Source organism: Aminobacterium colombiense DSM 12261 (assembly GCF_000025885.1).
In the GTDB taxonomy this organism is placed as follows: domain Bacteria; phylum Synergistota; class Synergistia; order Synergistales; family Aminobacteriaceae; genus Aminobacterium; species Aminobacterium colombiense.
Map to the genome: position 1 here is coordinate 1,290,274 of NC_014011.1, position 14,273 is coordinate 1,304,546.

20 protein-coding genes are annotated in these 14,273 nt (G+C 44.7%); 1 reads left to right on the forward strand and 19 read right to left on the reverse strand.

Annotated features, from left to right (window positions below):
- Nucleotides 1-6: 6 nt before the first annotated feature.
- The 11 genes from AMICO_RS06450 to AMICO_RS06500 are packed head-to-tail and all read right to left on the reverse strand — an operon-like array spanning nucleotide 7 to nucleotide 5,396.
- Nucleotides 7-552, reverse strand: coding sequence for an NADH-quinone oxidoreductase subunit C (locus tag AMICO_RS06450; RefSeq protein WP_013048649.1), 546 nt, complete (start codon nucleotides 550-552; stop codon nucleotides 7-9).
- Nucleotides 552-1,013, reverse strand: a complete 462-nt coding sequence (locus tag AMICO_RS06455; RefSeq protein ID WP_013048650.1) for an NADH-quinone oxidoreductase subunit B family protein — start codon at nucleotides 1,011-1,013, stop codon at nucleotides 552-554. Before AMICO_RS06455 ends, AMICO_RS06450 begins: the two co-directional genes overlap by 1 nt.
- Before the next feature lie 11 nt (nucleotides 1,014-1,024).
- Nucleotides 1,025-1,366 carry a membrane-bound hydrogenase complex subunit MbhI gene (mbhI, locus tag AMICO_RS06460; protein WP_013048651.1) on the reverse strand — a complete coding sequence of 114 codons (342 nt, stop codon included), beginning with the start codon at nucleotides 1,364-1,366 and terminating at the stop codon, nucleotides 1,025-1,027.
- Nucleotides 1,366-2,931 (reverse strand): proton-conducting transporter transmembrane domain-containing protein, encoded by a 1,566-nt coding sequence (locus AMICO_RS06465; RefSeq protein WP_013048652.1) that lies wholly within the window; start codon nucleotides 2,929-2,931, stop codon nucleotides 1,366-1,368. Before AMICO_RS06465 ends, mbhI begins: the two co-directional genes overlap by 1 nt.
- Entirely contained in the window at nucleotides 2,928-3,275 is a 348-nt protein-coding gene (locus AMICO_RS06470) for a sodium:proton antiporter (RefSeq protein WP_013048653.1), read from the reverse strand. The genes AMICO_RS06465 and AMICO_RS06470 overlap by 4 nt, the downstream gene beginning before the upstream one ends.
- Nucleotides 3,265-3,747 (reverse strand): MnhB domain-containing protein, encoded by a 483-nt coding sequence (locus tag AMICO_RS06475; RefSeq protein WP_013048654.1) that lies wholly within the window; start codon nucleotides 3,745-3,747, stop codon nucleotides 3,265-3,267. The genes AMICO_RS06470 and AMICO_RS06475 overlap by 11 nt, the downstream gene beginning before the upstream one ends.
- Nucleotides 3,744-4,016, reverse strand: coding sequence for a hydrogen gas-evolving membrane-bound hydrogenase subunit E (mbhE, locus tag AMICO_RS06480; RefSeq protein ID WP_013048655.1), 273 nt, complete (start codon nucleotides 4,014-4,016; stop codon nucleotides 3,744-3,746). Before mbhE ends, AMICO_RS06475 begins: the two co-directional genes overlap by 4 nt.
- On the reverse strand, nucleotides 4,013-4,276 hold the full coding sequence (locus AMICO_RS06485; protein ID WP_013048656.1) for a Na(+)/H(+) antiporter subunit B: 264 nt from the start codon (nucleotides 4,274-4,276) through the stop codon (nucleotides 4,013-4,015). Before AMICO_RS06485 ends, mbhE begins: the two co-directional genes overlap by 4 nt.
- Complete coding sequence (gene mnhG, locus AMICO_RS06490) at nucleotides 4,269-4,652, reverse strand: monovalent cation/H(+) antiporter subunit G (RefSeq protein WP_013048657.1); 384 nt, start codon at nucleotides 4,650-4,652, stop codon at nucleotides 4,269-4,271. Before mnhG ends, AMICO_RS06485 begins: the two co-directional genes overlap by 8 nt.
- A 1-nt stretch (nucleotide 4,653) precedes the next feature.
- On the reverse strand, nucleotides 4,654-4,896 hold the full coding sequence (locus AMICO_RS06495) for a monovalent cation/H+ antiporter complex subunit F (protein WP_041459364.1): 243 nt from the start codon (nucleotides 4,894-4,896) through the stop codon (nucleotides 4,654-4,656).
- A gap of 14 nt (nucleotides 4,897-4,910) precedes the next feature.
- Nucleotides 4,911-5,396, reverse strand: coding sequence for a Na+/H+ antiporter subunit E (locus AMICO_RS06500; protein ID WP_013048659.1), 486 nt, complete (start codon nucleotides 5,394-5,396; stop codon nucleotides 4,911-4,913).
- A 278-nt stretch (nucleotides 5,397-5,674) separates the two neighbouring features.
- Here AMICO_RS06500 and AMICO_RS06505 point away from each other — a divergent pair, with 278 nt between their 5' ends.
- Nucleotides 5,675-6,595 carry a DMT family transporter gene (locus tag AMICO_RS06505; RefSeq protein WP_013048660.1) on the forward strand — a complete coding sequence of 307 codons (921 nt, stop codon included), beginning with the start codon at nucleotides 5,675-5,677 and terminating at the stop codon, nucleotides 6,593-6,595.
- On the opposite strand, the gene AMICO_RS06510 is transcribed toward AMICO_RS06505, so the two are convergent.
- From AMICO_RS06510 to AMICO_RS06545, 8 genes are all read right to left on the reverse strand, one after another.
- Complete coding sequence (locus tag AMICO_RS06510; protein ID WP_148211342.1) at nucleotides 6,579-7,226, reverse strand: hypothetical protein; 648 nt, start codon at nucleotides 7,224-7,226, stop codon at nucleotides 6,579-6,581. The two genes, AMICO_RS06505 and AMICO_RS06510, sit on opposite strands and share 17 nt — an antisense overlap.
- A gap of 55 nt (nucleotides 7,227-7,281) precedes the next feature.
- The gene (locus tag AMICO_RS06515) at nucleotides 7,282-9,141 is read right to left on the reverse strand and encodes a YgiQ family radical SAM protein (RefSeq protein WP_013048662.1); all 1,860 of its coding nucleotides are present in this window, start codon (nucleotides 9,139-9,141) and stop codon (nucleotides 7,282-7,284) included.
- Nucleotides 9,142-9,183: 42 nt separating this feature from the next.
- Nucleotides 9,184-10,236 carry a hypothetical protein gene (locus tag AMICO_RS06520; protein WP_041459365.1) on the reverse strand — a complete coding sequence of 351 codons (1,053 nt, stop codon included), beginning with the start codon at nucleotides 10,234-10,236 and terminating at the stop codon, nucleotides 9,184-9,186.
- Nucleotides 10,237-10,974 carry an SIR2 family NAD-dependent protein deacylase gene (locus tag AMICO_RS06525; protein WP_013048664.1) on the reverse strand — a complete coding sequence of 246 codons (738 nt, stop codon included), beginning with the start codon at nucleotides 10,972-10,974 and terminating at the stop codon, nucleotides 10,237-10,239. It abuts the gene before it with no gap.
- Nucleotides 10,975-11,136: 162 nt separating this feature from the next.
- The gene (gene corA / locus AMICO_RS06530) at nucleotides 11,137-12,207 is read right to left on the reverse strand and encodes a magnesium/cobalt transporter CorA (RefSeq protein WP_013048665.1); all 1,071 of its coding nucleotides are present in this window, start codon (nucleotides 12,205-12,207) and stop codon (nucleotides 11,137-11,139) included.
- A 50-nt stretch (nucleotides 12,208-12,257) separates the two neighbouring features.
- Nucleotides 12,258-12,782 carry a chromate transporter gene (locus tag AMICO_RS06535; protein ID WP_013048666.1) on the reverse strand — a complete coding sequence of 175 codons (525 nt, stop codon included), beginning with the start codon at nucleotides 12,780-12,782 and terminating at the stop codon, nucleotides 12,258-12,260.
- Nucleotides 12,779-13,309 carry a chromate transporter gene (locus tag AMICO_RS06540; RefSeq protein WP_013048667.1) on the reverse strand — a complete coding sequence of 177 codons (531 nt, stop codon included), beginning with the start codon at nucleotides 13,307-13,309 and terminating at the stop codon, nucleotides 12,779-12,781. The genes AMICO_RS06535 and AMICO_RS06540 overlap by 4 nt, the downstream gene beginning before the upstream one ends.
- Before the next feature lie 91 nt (nucleotides 13,310-13,400).
- A complete protein-coding gene (locus AMICO_RS06545; RefSeq protein WP_013048668.1) occupies nucleotides 13,401-14,228 on the reverse strand; it encodes a UDP-2,3-diacylglucosamine diphosphatase in 828 nt (275 codons plus the stop codon).
- Between the last annotated feature and the right edge of the window lie 45 nt (nucleotides 14,229-14,273).

A 14,273-nucleotide genomic window follows, 5' to 3' on the forward strand; every position in this document is an offset into this window, starting at 1 on the left:
CCCCTCCTAAGAGAGTTCCCGAAGGTGTTCAGCATCAGGACCTGTTTCGTCTCTGCGCCACGGTTTAATCGACTCATCCCAGTCTTCGGGAAGAAAGACAAGAGCCTTGTTCTGAAGTCCTTCAAAATCTATTCCCAACATTTCACGCATTTCCCGTTCGCTATACTCTACTCCCGGAATGGTTTTGAAGAGAGAGGGCATGACGAGGTCAGATTTAGGAATTGCCACGCTCACTGTTACACCCAATCTTTTATCGCGACCCGCTACCCTGAAAAGACTGAAGTGATAATTCAATGACACAACATCACCATCGTCATTGCCTGAGAGTACGTGGAAATGAAGGAAATCGAACCCGAAAAGAAACTCCACCAACTCAAGAAACTTCTCTCTTGATGTGGTCAGCCATATTTGGTTGTAGATCACTGCCTGATCATTTCCGGCACGGTATTCTCTCACGTCTTTCACCACATTCTCACCAAAGGAATCTCGAAGAGATGAGAGAACGTTTTCAAGAGGAAGAGCGTTCTGTGCGTAGTTCATTGGAGTCTTCATTATTTATCAACACCTGCCTTAAGCAGTTCTTCCCGCTTTGATTCCAGCTTCAAGACAGCCTTCGCCACTCCTTCTATAATGGCTTCTGGGCGTGGAGGGCAGCCATGGACATATACATCCACTGGAATAATGTTATCGACTGGGCCCTCAAGGCTATAGGATTTATAGAAAACATCCCCAGATGCGCCACAGTTCCCAACAACAACTACAACCTTAGGATCCGGTATCTGGTTATAGATTCGCAGCAGCCGATCCTTCATATACTTCGTTACCGGGCCTGTAACCACTAACACATCAGCATGCCGGGGCGTTCCAACAAGTTTCATGCCAAAGCGCTCTATATCATAACGGGGGCTGATTGTGGCGACAATTTCGATGTCACATCCGTTACATGATCCGGAGTTACATGTCATAACCCAAAGGGATTTGGGCAACACTTCAAGATATTTTTCTAGCCTCATCTTTCAGCCTCCTAAACCACGAGGATCAGCGCAGCTATCACTGCGGCGGAAAGCACAAAATATCCCATATAGTCGCGCATATGGCCGCTATGCATGGAGATCAAAACCTTGTAGTAAGGTTCCAGTGCTTTTCTAAATCCCCAGTAGGAAGAACTGGCCGGCACAGAAATTTCCGCCCCATCTTCAGGGACGACGTTACCAGACCAATAAATCTCATCCTGCTCTGTTCCTTCTTTATAGTCACGCCGCCCTACTGAACGAAGCCAGAGAGCAAAAAAGGAGGCGATAAAAAAGAAGATCAGCCAGGATATGACATCCCAATAACCAAATCCTGTGAAGACCTTATTCCACATTACAGCCCACCTCCCATAACTGCTTGTATAAACCCGCCCTGATCCACAAGAGCCTTAGCCGCTGGCTCCACTAAATGGGAAAGAGCCCATGTGGGGAAAAGGGAAAGACCAATAATTGCCACCGTTAAAACGGCCATGCCCACAATCATGCTGGTGGGAACTTCTTTTACCGTTGCGTAGCAGGCTTTTTCCGGCCCCAGATAGGCGGTCTGAAAAACCTTTACGAAAGATGCCAAGGTAAGCACAGATGTTACAAGGGCAGCCACTGCCAAGAACGGATGTATTGCGAAAACTGACTCGTAGATAAGTAATTTCGATACAAAACCATTGAAAGGCGGAAGTCCTGAAATGGCCGCGGCCGCAATGGCAAACATAAATGTGGTATAAGGCATTTTCCGAGCCAAACCCCCGAGTTTGTTTAAATCCCTTGTTCCGGTGGCATAGTAAAGAGCTCCTGCGGTCAAGAAGAGCAGGGCCTTATACATGGTGTAGTTAAAGATATGGTAGATACCGCCTTTCATAGCAGTAAACCCATAATCGGCCATAGCCTGAGGGCTTCTCAGCGCCAACAGACCTACGCCAAGAGCCAAAAGCATGTACCCTACCTGGGAGATGGAGTGATATCCCATGAGACGTTTCACTTCGTGCTGAACTACAGCCATTGAAACGCCGAAGAACATGGAAGCAGTTCCAAGAATAACAATTACCCAGGGAACAAAAGTGCTGCCGAGTGTGGCGCCATACAAGCTAAAGCAAACTCTCATCAAGCCATAAAATGATGCCTGGCTTACTGCAACGAGAAGGCATGTGACTCCTGCCGGAGCTTCTGCATAGGCATCTGGCATCCACATATGCATGGGGAAAGTTCCGCACTTCATTGCCAGCGCTGCTACAAGGAATGCCAAGACGCTCTTTTCCACAACGCCAAGCTGAAGCATATGGGCCACTCCTGCCATATTCAGGACATTGTAGCGTCCATAAAGCATGCCGATGGCTATAAGCACCATCATCGCTGCAAGCTGGGATACCAGCATATATTTTAAGCTTGCCTCAACGGCTTCGGGCCGATCTCTCCAGAAGGCGATAAGACCGAAGGATGCCGCAGAAGCTATTTCGAGAAATACAAAAAAGTTGAAAAGGTCTCCAGTAACCATAAGACCCAGCATTCCTGCTGTCAGAAGAAAATAGAGAGATGTAAAACGGCTCATACCCGAAAAGCGATCCATAAAATGGACTGAATAGAGTGCACCGGCAAAGGAAACGATACTGCCGGCCAACGCCATAAATGCGCTGAACGCATCTATCTCAAGAATAATCCTTATGGGATAAGCCATACCAGAAGGAAGGGTGAGAGTAGTCTGTTCCCCTCCCATCACATAGACCATCACGCCGTTGGCCGTAACAGACTTCCAAATTAAAAATGCTAAAACCAACGTTAAAAACGAAAGACTGACCATCCAAACGTTTCGCAGCGTCTTTCCGCCTAATGAAAATAGAGGCGTTGCGAAGGCCCCAAGAAGAGGGATGGCCAATATTAATGCTGGAAGGTGTTCTTGCCAGTTCATCCTCGCAACCTCCGTATTTCGTCAATATTCAAAGTTCCATAATGGCGATAGATCAGCATCAAGAGCGAAAGCATGAGAGCTGTTGTCGCCAAAGCAATAACGATGGCCGTCAGAGTTAAAGCCTGGGGGGTGGGCAAAACCATGAATTTCTCCCCGCCTGCAAGATATCTCACAGGAATTGAGCCGCCGGTTCTATAACCGAGCACAATGAGAAACATATTCGTTGCCGATTCAATAACACTGATGCCAATGGCTATTTTAAACAGGTTCCTTTCTGTCAAAACGGCAACAAGCCCTATGAGAAACAGCACGCCAACTACAAAAAAAGGGGCATTACCGATCATGGCCGCTTTCCCCTCCTATCTCGTAGGTATCGAAGAGGCGTGTGCCCTTGAACATGTGAATAATGAGAAGGGATAATTCTCCAACCACCTCAAACCCCACCGCAAGGTTCATCAATGCTATAGTTCCTGAAGGATGAAAAATACCATGGCCCGACTTCGCCACTTCCGCCGCAGGAATAGAAATAAAGTTATAAAAGAAGGAAGTGGGCATTCCCATAAATCCCAAAACTATAAAGCTTAGAAGGCCAAAGCCTATCATTCCATTATAGATGCCCTCGTTAAGCCAGTTTTTGAGTCTTTTCCAACCATAGGCAACAAGCAGAAGAGCAATAAAAGTGGCCGCCACTGCTCCTCCCTGAAATCCTCCGCCGGGAGTCATAACTCCATGAATAATCACGTAGGATCCGAACACGACCATAAACCAGGCGAAAATATCGCAGCCCGTTCGAACAACTACTGATAGAGGCTTCATTTCTTTTTGCCCCCTTCCCTGAAAAGAGCTAAGACGGAAGTTGCCGCTGTGAAAAGGACAGCAGCTTCGCCAAGAGTATCAAACCCTCGAAAATCAAAAACAATGGATGTGACGGCATTTTCAGCAGAACGATCTGCCATTGCGTGTTCCAGAAAATAATTATCCATAGCTACCTGGCCCGGTTCACCAAAGGGATGAATGGTATCGAGAGCTCCCCAGACCAAACCGCTGAGAATAAGAGCCGCTATTACAAAGAGTGTCTTCTTCATCGCATGTCACCCCCGGTTTTAGTCCGAGCTTTTCCGCAACCCCTCAAGGCGATAAGATAGATGGCCGTGCTCAGCCCTGCACCTATGCCTGCCTCTGCTATGGCTACATCTGGGGCTCGCAAGAGGTAAAATTCAATAGCCAGTATCAAACTGAAAACACCAAGGGAAATAACCGACGACAAAAGGTCGCGAAACCAGATGGCAAAAAAAGCCGAAATAACGAGCAACGTGAGTATAGCTATATGGAAAACTTCACTCACTGACAACACCACCTTTACGCTCTTCTGCCTCAGCCAGACGGTCTACCACTGCCATCTTAGGTAAAATGCCGCTTCTATGGGCTGCTCGCGCTATGGCATGTGCCCCAGTCGCATTCGTAATAAGAAGCACCATAACAGCTATAAGAGCGTGAATAATGAGAACTGCAAAACGGCTCCCCCCACCTTGATACATGCGAAAGGCTGCATAAGCCACAACACCAAGCGACATAAAGATGCTGCCAAATGTTGTACATTTCGTAGCCCCATGAAGCCTCGTATAGACATCTGGGAATCGATACAAAGAAATTGCACCGAGAGTATTGAAAATAAGCCCTATAATTACAAGAATACCAACGACATACTGCTCAGCAGCCACGCTACATCCCTCCCTCTATAAAACGGGCAATGAACATGGTCCCTACAAAGGAAAGGGCTGCATAAACAATGGCTACATCGATCATGACCACAGAATCGTACACCGCTGACAACAAGACCATAATAGCCACCACCAGAGTATTTACTGTATCTAAAGCGACAGCTCGATCAGGTATTGTAGGTCCGGCGATGAGACGGCCAAAAATTACAACGGCCAATATACCCAAAACTGCAGCTCCCCACATCAATAGTTGAGTACTCAATCCGCTAACCTCCTTGCCCAACGTGCAAAAGAACCATACACCTGCTCCTCCTTAGGAGACACATCAAGAACATTGATCCAGTGGATATAATAGGCCCCGTCATCGTCTACATCCACTGTAAGTGTTCCTGGAGTTAACGTAATAGAATCTGCAAGGATCATTTTTGCCAGATCAGTTTTCAGGCCTGGCTCCAGTTTGACTATCCCTGGATTGATATGTCCCGTAACGACTCGCATTGCGACATCGAAGTTGGCTTTGATGAGTCCTATCGCAAAAGGTACACAGATGTAATAGATAAAGGTAAGCCAATGAAGAGGATTCAAAATTTTGAAACTGAAAGATTTTGTGGGGTTCCATGAATGAAAGGCGAATGCGAGAACAGTAGCAAGAACAACTCCTATACCTACCTCAAACACAGGTATGCTGCCTCCAGACCAAACAAGCAGAAGATACATTGATAAGGATGCGACAAAAACAAACAATGTTTACACCCCCTCTACGTAAAGTATATTCAATTGGCATACATTATACTCCATTCAACTTTAAATTGTAAATGAAAGTTCCTTTCACTCAAAAGTAAGAACCCTCTCATCGACGTGATTGGTTATTTTTTTATATGTCTTATTCCCTTTAGTTTTCTAAATTAATTGATCTATTTAATCTATAGTTTATAATATCTATGGTGATAAGGTTTTTATGATATACTCTGATATACTCTAAAGTCCTGCCCTGTAGGAAAATATTTATGGGAGTGTCGTCTATGCCCTGGTTAAACCGTTATAAAGTACTTATCGCTGATGGAGCCCTTGTCCTCATAGCATTGTTCTGGGGCGTAGGATTTGTAGCTATGAAAGATGCCCTCGTTAGTTTTTCCCCCTTCTGGCTGCTGGCCCTTCGATTCACAGCCTCTTTCATTCTTATGGCCATCATCTTCAAAAAGCGTTTGCGAAAGCTTACGGCTGCCAACCTTAAAGCGGGTCTTTTAATAGGGGTTTTCCTCTTTCTCGGCTTCGCTACACAAACAATCGGGCTGACATTCACTTCTCCCGGCAAACAGGCTTTTATAACCGCTACCTATGTTGTAATCGTTCCATTTCTTTCGTGGGGACTCAAAAAAATTTTTCCCGGCTACCTCTCTTTCGTTGCATCCCTCATTTGCCTTGCGGGGATGGCCCTTCTCACTCTTCAAGGCAACGGTGATACACTCTCTACTTTTAACAAAGGTGACCTACTGACTTTTGCCTGCGCTATTTTCTTCGCGTGTCATATTCTGGCAATCGAAATGTTTGCTTCCAAGATGGATCCGCTAGTGCTTGCCACTCTTCAGATTGGAACTACAGCGCTCCTGAGCTTTGCCTGTGCCCTGTTATTTGAAGAATGGCCCGGTTCCATTGCATCAAGCGCATGGTGGAGTATCGCTTTCACAGTTCTCTTCTGTACTGTATTTGCCCTTTCCATTCAAAATGCAGCTCAAAAATTTACACCTTCAACCCATGCTGCGATCCTACTTAGCCTAGAATCTGTATTTGGAGCACTTTCCAGCGTTTTGATACTTGGTGAAGTTTTTACTATCCCTATGGTTTTGGGATGTTTTTTAATCCTGATTGCCGTCTTACTCACTGAAACTGGTCCTACTTTATTGGGAAAACTGCAAATTATCAAGACTATTTTCTATCTTTAGATGATATATCGCAAGATGCAACATCATCTGAAACAACATCGTCTGATACAACTTTTGCTTTCTTTTCCTCTGGTGGTAGTTCACCAATTAATTTCACTCGATCTGCCGGAATGGTAAAGGTGAACCCTATTTTATCCCCCCTAACATCAAGTTCGGCATCCGAGATCTCGGCATCTATTCCCGGGATGAAGTCAAGGGTTCCCTGCATTGTCTCTTTGGCTTCCTCTTCAATGGATTCTTTGAGCTTCTGCCCTTCTTCCAGAATATCGTCAACTACGGGAAGGGAAACCACATTCTCCTTCGAAGCTTTCTTTGGTTTTATCTGAGCCTGTATTTCCCGCAATTCTTCTTCCCTTGATTTTTGCTTTGGAAGAACCTCGGGCTGTGATGGATGTTTTATATCCACCTTTAGGGGTATCTGTTGCTTTTTTTTGGGCGAAACCGGAGTTCCTTCTCTTTTAACCGGAGTGGCTACTATGTTAGAAGAAGGCTTCTGGTTTGAGGCAGGAGCAGTCATTTTTGTGGTAGGGGACATGATAGGGAGGGTTTCAGAAAGATGAAGCAGTGGAGAGTCGTTTTCTGAAACTTTTAGATTTTCTCTCACGTTCAAATATAATAAACTTCCAGTCATGGCCCCAATAAAAGCAAGGGCACAAGCCAAAAGAAAGGAAAATCTCTTCATCTCTCTAGTGCCTCCTCTTAGACTTGCCTTTCTCGCGCCTTTCTTGTCTTTCTCTTGATTCTTTTTTTTCTGGCGGGACAAGACATTTTTCGCCCCAGCCTATAAGATCTTCACGACCGGCAATCTTTAATGCTTCTCGCACAAAACGATGGTTAGAAGGGTTACGATATTGCAACAACGCCCTTTGCAATTTTCTTTCATGGCTGCTTTTAGGTACATACACCGCTTCCTTTGTTAATGGGTTGATTCCTGTGTAATACATGCAGGTTGCCAGGCTTCCGGGGGTTGGGATAAAATCCTGAACCTGTTCAGGCATGAAGTTCAGATCTCGAACAAATTCTGCCAGTTCTATTGCTTCTTTCAAACCAGCCCCGGGATGGCTGGAAATAAAATATGGCACAAGATACTGTTTTTTCCCCAGTTTCTTATTCATATTCTCGTATTCCTTCATAAATTGTTCATATACATGTTTCCCTGATTTGCCCATTAACGCGAGCACATTCTCAGAAACATGCTCCGGAGCCACTTTTAACTGGCCACTTACGTGATACCTGCAAAGCTCCTCGAGAAAGCGTCTACTGCTCTTTTTATCCGCTAGAAGGTAATCGAAGCGAATTCCAGATCGTATAAAGACCTTTTTGACACCTGGTAACGTTCTAAGCTCGTGCAATAGCTCTAAGTAGCCTTCATGGTCTACACGCAAGTTCCCGCATGGAACAGGGCCAATGCACTGTTTGTTCTTACATGTTCCTCGCAGGAGCTGATCATCGCACGACGGTCGGTTGAAATTCGCAGTGGGCCCCCCAACATCGTGAATGTATCCCTTAAAACCAGGGAGCTTCGTCAGGAGGATGGCCTCGTCCATGATAGATTCTTCTGAACGACTCTGAATTATTCGGCCCTGATGAGACGTTATGGCGCAAAAAGCACAGCTTCCAAAACATCCTCGGTGAGTAGTGAGGCTGAACTCCACTTCCTTGAGAGCTGGCACTCCTCCGTCCTTTTCATACATGGGATGCCATGTGCGTGTGTAGGGAAGCTGATAAACAGAATCAAGCTCTGATGTGCTCAAGGGTGCAGCCGGTGGATTCTGAATAACGTAGAAAGTATCATGGCGCTGTACTACCGTTTTCCCTCTCACTGGATCCTGTTCAATGTACTGAATGCGAAAAGCTTCAGCAAAGGCCGCCTTATCACTCACAACAGATTCGAAAGAAGGACATTCTTCATAATTCCAAAGTCTTTCAATACTCTGGTTTTTATAGCAAGTTCCATGTATATCCCGTATTTCTGAAACCGGTATCCCCTTTTTCAATAACTCTGCGATCTGGATGATCTGCTTCTCTCCCATTCCATACACCAGCAAATCAGCCTGGCTATCAATAAGGATGGAACGACGAACAGCATCTGACCAGTAATCATAGTGGGCAAACCGGCGCAAACTCGCTTCTATCCCGCCGATTATAAGAGGGATGTTTCCCCAAAGTTCACGAATACGATTGCAGTAGGCTATAGTCGCTCGGTCTGGGCGCTGCCCAGCCTTTCCTCCAGGGGAATAACTGTCCGTGCTTCTGCTTTTTTTAGAAGCTGTCAGTTTGTTCAGCATTGAGTCAAGGTTGCCAGCTGAAACAAGCACCCCCAATCGAGGGCGTCCCAACCTGGCGAAGTCCTTCGTGTCACGCCACTCTGGCTGCGGTATAATACCTACCTTAAAGCCTGCATTATCAAGGATGCGCGTTATAATAGCATGGCCGAAACTAGGATGATCTACATAGGCATCAGCACTTATGAAAAGGAAATCAAGGATGTCCCAGTCTCTTTGCTCCATATCTTTTTGCGATACTGGTAAAAAGGAATGCGTCAAAAAAACCTCTCCTCAAAAAATATTTGGAATAGAATATTATAATCACTCATCGTCCTTTTTGGGTAGTTTCTCAAGAATCGCCCGCTCAATGTTTTGTATTTCCAAACGCTCTTCTTCGTCGAGAGCCGTCATTACCTCTTTTCTAAATGCCATTGCCAGGGCTGTCCGCGGTCTTTCCCGTTCACTTCTAGGCACGTCTTCCCCCCCTGGAATCTCTCCCCACGATATTTTTTTCCTGTTGAAGTAAAGATCGAGGTCGACAAACCGCTCTCCTGTTTCTGTATATTCAAGCCCCATGAGGGCCCTTTTTACCATTCCTGAGTCAAGGAAGGTCAATATGCGTATGCAATAGACCGGTACAGGCATGAGAATGTGCGCATAATCTTTGCCCCATCCCTCTCCGATGGTAATGCTGACTTCCAGTCCTTCCAAAGTCAGCCTTAGTCGTCGAGAGTGAAGCCAGTACTGCTTGTTTGCATCATAAACTCGAATTTCCATGACGTTCCAATCGCGGCTGCCCAGACCAGCATTGAAATAGTGAAAAGCTCTGTTGTTCAGCCGTTTAAAGAGCTCTTCAAAGGGCATGTCTATAAAAAGAGCTTCTTCAAAAAGATCTCCCTCTTTAAATGCCAAACCATGTTTTAAAGACTTTTCTGTAAAACAAACAGGAACGCCGCTAGTCTCTGAAAGAAAAATTAGATCTGAAGATACCTGCTCACACCGGCCGCCAAAGTCATTCTGAATTTCCTTTAACACTGTGCGATAGTCACCAAATACTCTAAAGAAAATGACCCTGGGCAATCGTTCTACATATTCAAATACATCTGTAGCTTTTTCGTTAATAATACGCTCCAGTATTTTGTCGGGGTGATTCATGGTAACTAGAACAACTGGGAGAGTCTCGGTGCAAACCTTCAAATCGCTGACAAGCAAAACTGCCCTGCTCTCTTCAACAGATGCCAGTGTTTCTTCAAAGGATCTTTCATTAGCGGAAAAAAGTTCAACATCGAAATTTTGTTGAAGCCATTGTACAATCCGCACTTTATCTCCTTTAAGAACAAGCATCGGAGCTCCTTTTCTAATGACGTTAATCACTTAATGGCCCCCCTCTCTATGCATTATCTGTTGAATTCTTTCTAAAGCATCCACAAGGTTTTCACGAACTACAAAAGATGCCATAGAGTCATATTGGGTGGGTTCTCTGTTGAGAATAATAAGTTTAGCTCCTGCCTCATGGGCCTCTAAAGGGAAAAAATTAGCAGGTGAAACATTTAAGGATGATCCCAGAACCATAAATACATCACTTTTTAATGAAAGTTCATGAGCCCGCTTCATAGGAGTATCGGGCAACATTTCACCAAAAAGGACCACTCCTGGGCGAAGGATGCCCTTGCAGTCCGGGCAAAGCTCTTCTGTTAATAAGAGCTCAGAAGGAAATTCATTTTTACAGCGGCTACACCTCGCTTTCCTAAGGGTGCCATGGAGCTCTACAACATTCCTACAGCCAGCTTCCTGGTGAAACCCGTCAACATTCTGGGTTATTATGCCTTGGAGAAGGTTTTCTTCTTCCCACTTTGACAATATGCAGTGACCAAGATTCGGCGAGGCATTCTTCAAAGCATTGATACGATATCGGTAAAAATCCAGAAAGGCTTCTCTATTGTTTTCCATCGCGTCTATAGACGCCAATGCCATTGGGTTATAACGAGACCATAGCCCCTGGGAAGATCTGAAATCAGGCAAACCCGATGAGGTGCTCATCCCCGCACCTGAAAAAATAACGAGGTGATGAGCGCTGCCCAGACATTCCGCAATTTTTTTATATTGGTTCATACCCATCCCTCCTAAGAATTATCTTCTTCTCGTGATGCAAGCATGTGGTTCATGCCGGGGTATTAGCCGCAAAGATACGCGCGGTGATAATCAGCTAACCAACCACCAGCCATAGTGAAACTTCTGCCGGAGAAAGAACTCTATCGATAGCTCCCCATAGATTCATAACCACTTCTTTCTCTTAAACAAATAGATCATGGCAAAAGCAATAAAGCCCATTATTACCCATACGAATGGGTATCCCAATTTCCACTCAAGTTCTGGCATGTATTTAAAATTCATCCCATAGATACCTACTATAAAGGTTAGGGGAATAAAGAGAGTGGCAATGACCGTAAGAACTTTCATCACATCGTTCATACGGTTGCTTAAGGAGGAAAGATAGAGGTCAAGCATTCCAGAAACTGTTTCTCTGAAATTTTCCACAGTGTCTATGTTTTGAATGACATGATCGTAAAGATCACCGAAATAGGTTCGGGTTTGGAGCTGGATAAGGGAGCTTTCAGTTTTACGAATAGTATTTACAGCTTCCCGGAGAGGCCATACGGCATGTCTTAATATCAAAAGTTCCCGTTTCATTTTATAAATTGAACGAACCGTTTCCTGGTCAGGATGAGCTAGCAGAAGGTCTTCTGTATCCTCTATCTGCTCTCCCAGACGTTCCAAAATAACAAAATAACGGTCAACAACTGAGTCCATGAGGGCATAAAGAAGGTAATCGGCACCAAGACGTCTAAAGCGCCCTGCTGTACTACGTATTCGTTCCCGGACGGGTTCAAAAACATCCCCAATACGCTCTTGAAAGGATATTACGAGATTATCTTTCAGTATGAAGCTAACTTGTTCTATGGTGAGGTCTCCTGTTTGCTCATCAATGTCGAGCATCTTAAGAACGACATACAAAAAATCTTCATATTCGTCTGTTTTGGGTCGTTGCTCTGTATTAAGAATATCTTCAAGAACAAGCGGGTGGATAGAAAAAGTTTCGCCAATCTCTTCGATAAGTGGCGCTTCATGAAGCCCCACTACATCAAGCCAGTCTATTACCCCTGCTGAATCTTTTCTTTCATAATCATGAAAGTCGGATAAAGACCTCTCATCTAAAACATCCACACCATATCGCATCAAATGCAACGCAACATCACCCATTTTTTTCTCTCCAACATGGATAAGGCTCCCAGGCGGAAGCCCCGCCTTGTCAGAACGGCGATGCTTCTTTAGCTTTTGTGTCATTAGTATCTCCCCTTTGTCAGTTATCCAGGGACAGATGCGGCTCCTAAATCTTATTGAAAAATAAGAAGTCCGGCCAGACCAAAGAGTATAAAAAGAAGAGGGGGGTTATTTTTAAATATACGAAGCTGAAAAAGAACAAGGCCCAAACAAAACAGAGCGGCCGTCTGCCACTGGGAAAGAGCGGTTTTTAAAAGAGGAACCACTGCAAGAGTCAATAGAGCTCCCACTGCTGGACGCAACGATCTTTTAAAATGATCAACTTTCTCGTCGGAACTTTTCTTCATCATGAGAAGAACTAAAAACAAGATAAGAAGAGGCGCTGAAGCAACAGAAAGAGTTGCTATAAGAGAACCTAAAACACCAGCCTGATGATATCCTACGAAGGTCGCGGCATTGATGGCAATAGGTCCTGGAGTGACCTGGGCTAAGGCCAAAACCTGATTGAACTCTTCGAGAGTCAACCAGCCATAATTCATGACAAGTTCATGCTCTATAAGAGGGATGGTTGAAATACCGCCACCAAAGGCCCCTATCCCAATACGGGCAAAGGCCAGGGCGAGCAATAGAAGCTTCACGACTTTTTCTCCTTTCTAAGCCATTGAATGGCTACCCCCCCAGCCACAGCAAAAAGTGGGTGGATATTAAAGAAGACCATTAAAAGGATAACGAAGGCATAGGGGACTAAATTCAAGAGATCAGGAAGAAGAATGGATTTCAGTTGTCGGACTACAACATTGACCAATAGCGCAGCTACTGCACAAATAACGCCAAGGAAAAAAGCCTTTAATGCAGGGGAGTTGTGATACTTCAACACAAGGTTCGAAAGGAGCAAAATAATAGTAAAAGGAGGAACTAAAACCCCTAAAACTGCCATGAACGCGCCCCTAATACCACTATAATGCTTCCCTATAAGAAAAGAGGATGATACAGCTATAGGCCCTGGCATTGCCGCGGATAGGCTCACTATGTCCAATAAATCCTGTTCAGACATGTCACCTCGTTTGCGAACTTCAGTTTCTGCCATGCCAAGGATAACTACGCCGCCTCCAAATGTTACGGAACTAATTTTAAAAAACATTTTAAACAGCTGCCACGGTGTCATAGTAATGCGTCAATCCTTTCCTCCGTTTCGGCACCATTCATGTCAAAAGCAAAAAAATCATGAATAGCCTCTAGAGGCATTGTACATAAATTTAACGACTTTTACAGCTTAAAAAGGGCAAGGGTATCTCTGTAAAGGGAAACGCTGGCAACCCGAGATTGCCATTCCCATCAAAAAGGGTTTGAGCCTGACTTCGTATCTGTTGCCACAAAAGGGGTTTGATACTTCCATCCTGTGTTTCGACAACAGCAGAACAGCTTTCAAGCCAGTCTCCAGTATTGCAGTAAAGAAGGGCTCCAATCTTCTTCATGACAGGGCGATGGATATGTCCGCAAATAATGCCTTCCACATTATATTTCTCTGCGGTTTCCGTGATCTTTCTTTCGTATCCGCTTATGTACTTTACAAATTCCTTTACTGTCCTTTTTGCCCTTCTCGATAGCGACCATTTTGAATTATCAGAAAGAAACAAGCGGCTAAGGCCATCATTCAACCAAAGTGATGTTTCGTAAGCTGCGTCCCCAATTCTTGCCAACCATTGTGTATATTTTGATACAATGTCAAATTCGTCTCCATGGGTAATCAAATATCGTCGTCCATCCGCAGCTGTATGAAAAACTCTTTCAAGGATATGTATCCCACCAAGAGTTCGTCCGCTAAATTCCTTAAGAAAATCATCATGGTTCCCAGGGATATAGAAGACCTCTGTTTTTTCAGACAGTTTAAGAAGCAACTGGAGAATATAGTGGGAAGAACGAGTTTTTAAGGCTTCGTGTCTGAATTTCCAGCCATCTATAATGTCCCCCACTAAATAAAGGCGGTCACAAAAAGAAGAGGAAAGGAAGGCCGCTAACTGGTCGACTTTGCTCCATTTAGATCCAAGATGAACGTCAGAAACAAAAATTGTACGATAATGCATCGCTTCGCCCCTTTTTAAAAGTCGTATCTGCTCTGAATCGAACAG

Excerpts from the sequence above, each read along its gene's own strand:
- AMICO_RS06545 (WP_013048668.1), bottom strand. The coding sequence starts at position 14,228 with ATGCATTATCGTACAATTTTTGTTTCTGACGTTCATCTTGGATCTAAA.
- AMICO_RS06510 (WP_148211342.1), bottom strand. The coding sequence starts at position 7,226 with ATGACTGGAAGTTTATTATATTTGAACGTGAGAGAAAATCTAAAAGTT.
- AMICO_RS06475 (WP_013048654.1), bottom strand. The coding sequence starts at position 3,747 with ATGAAGCCTCTATCAGTAGTTGTTCGAACGGGCTGCGATATTTTCGCC.
- corA (WP_013048665.1), bottom strand. The coding sequence starts at position 12,207 with ATGACACAAAAGCTAAAGAAGCATCGCCGTTCTGACAAGGCGGGGCTT.
- AMICO_RS06505 (WP_013048660.1), top strand. The coding sequence starts at position 5,675 with ATGCCCTGGTTAAACCGTTATAAAGTACTTATCGCTGATGGAGCCCTT.
- AMICO_RS06470 (WP_013048653.1), bottom strand. The coding sequence starts at position 3,275 with ATGATCGGTAATGCCCCTTTTTTTGTAGTTGGCGTGCTGTTTCTCATA.
- AMICO_RS06455 (WP_013048650.1), bottom strand. The coding sequence starts at position 1,013 with ATGAGGCTAGAAAAATATCTTGAAGTGTTGCCCAAATCCCTTTGGGTT.
- AMICO_RS06450 (WP_013048649.1), bottom strand. The coding sequence starts at position 552 with ATGAAGACTCCAATGAACTACGCACAGAACGCTCTTCCTCTTGAAAAC.
- mbhI (WP_013048651.1), bottom strand. The coding sequence starts at position 1,366 with ATGTGGAATAAGGTCTTCACAGGATTTGGTTATTGGGATGTCATATCC.
- AMICO_RS06540 (WP_013048667.1), bottom strand. The coding sequence starts at position 13,309 with ATGACACCGTGGCAGCTGTTTAAAATGTTTTTTAAAATTAGTTCCGTA.
- AMICO_RS06495 (WP_041459364.1), bottom strand. The coding sequence starts at position 4,896 with ATGTGGGGAGCTGCAGTTTTGGGTATATTGGCCGTTGTAATTTTTGGC.
- mbhE (WP_013048655.1), bottom strand. The coding sequence starts at position 4,016 with ATGAAGAAGACACTCTTTGTAATAGCGGCTCTTATTCTCAGCGGTTTG.
- AMICO_RS06465 (WP_013048652.1), bottom strand. The coding sequence starts at position 2,931 with ATGAACTGGCAAGAACACCTTCCAGCATTAATATTGGCCATCCCTCTT.
- AMICO_RS06525 (WP_013048664.1), bottom strand. The coding sequence starts at position 10,974 with ATGAACCAATATAAAAAAATTGCGGAATGTCTGGGCAGCGCTCATCAC.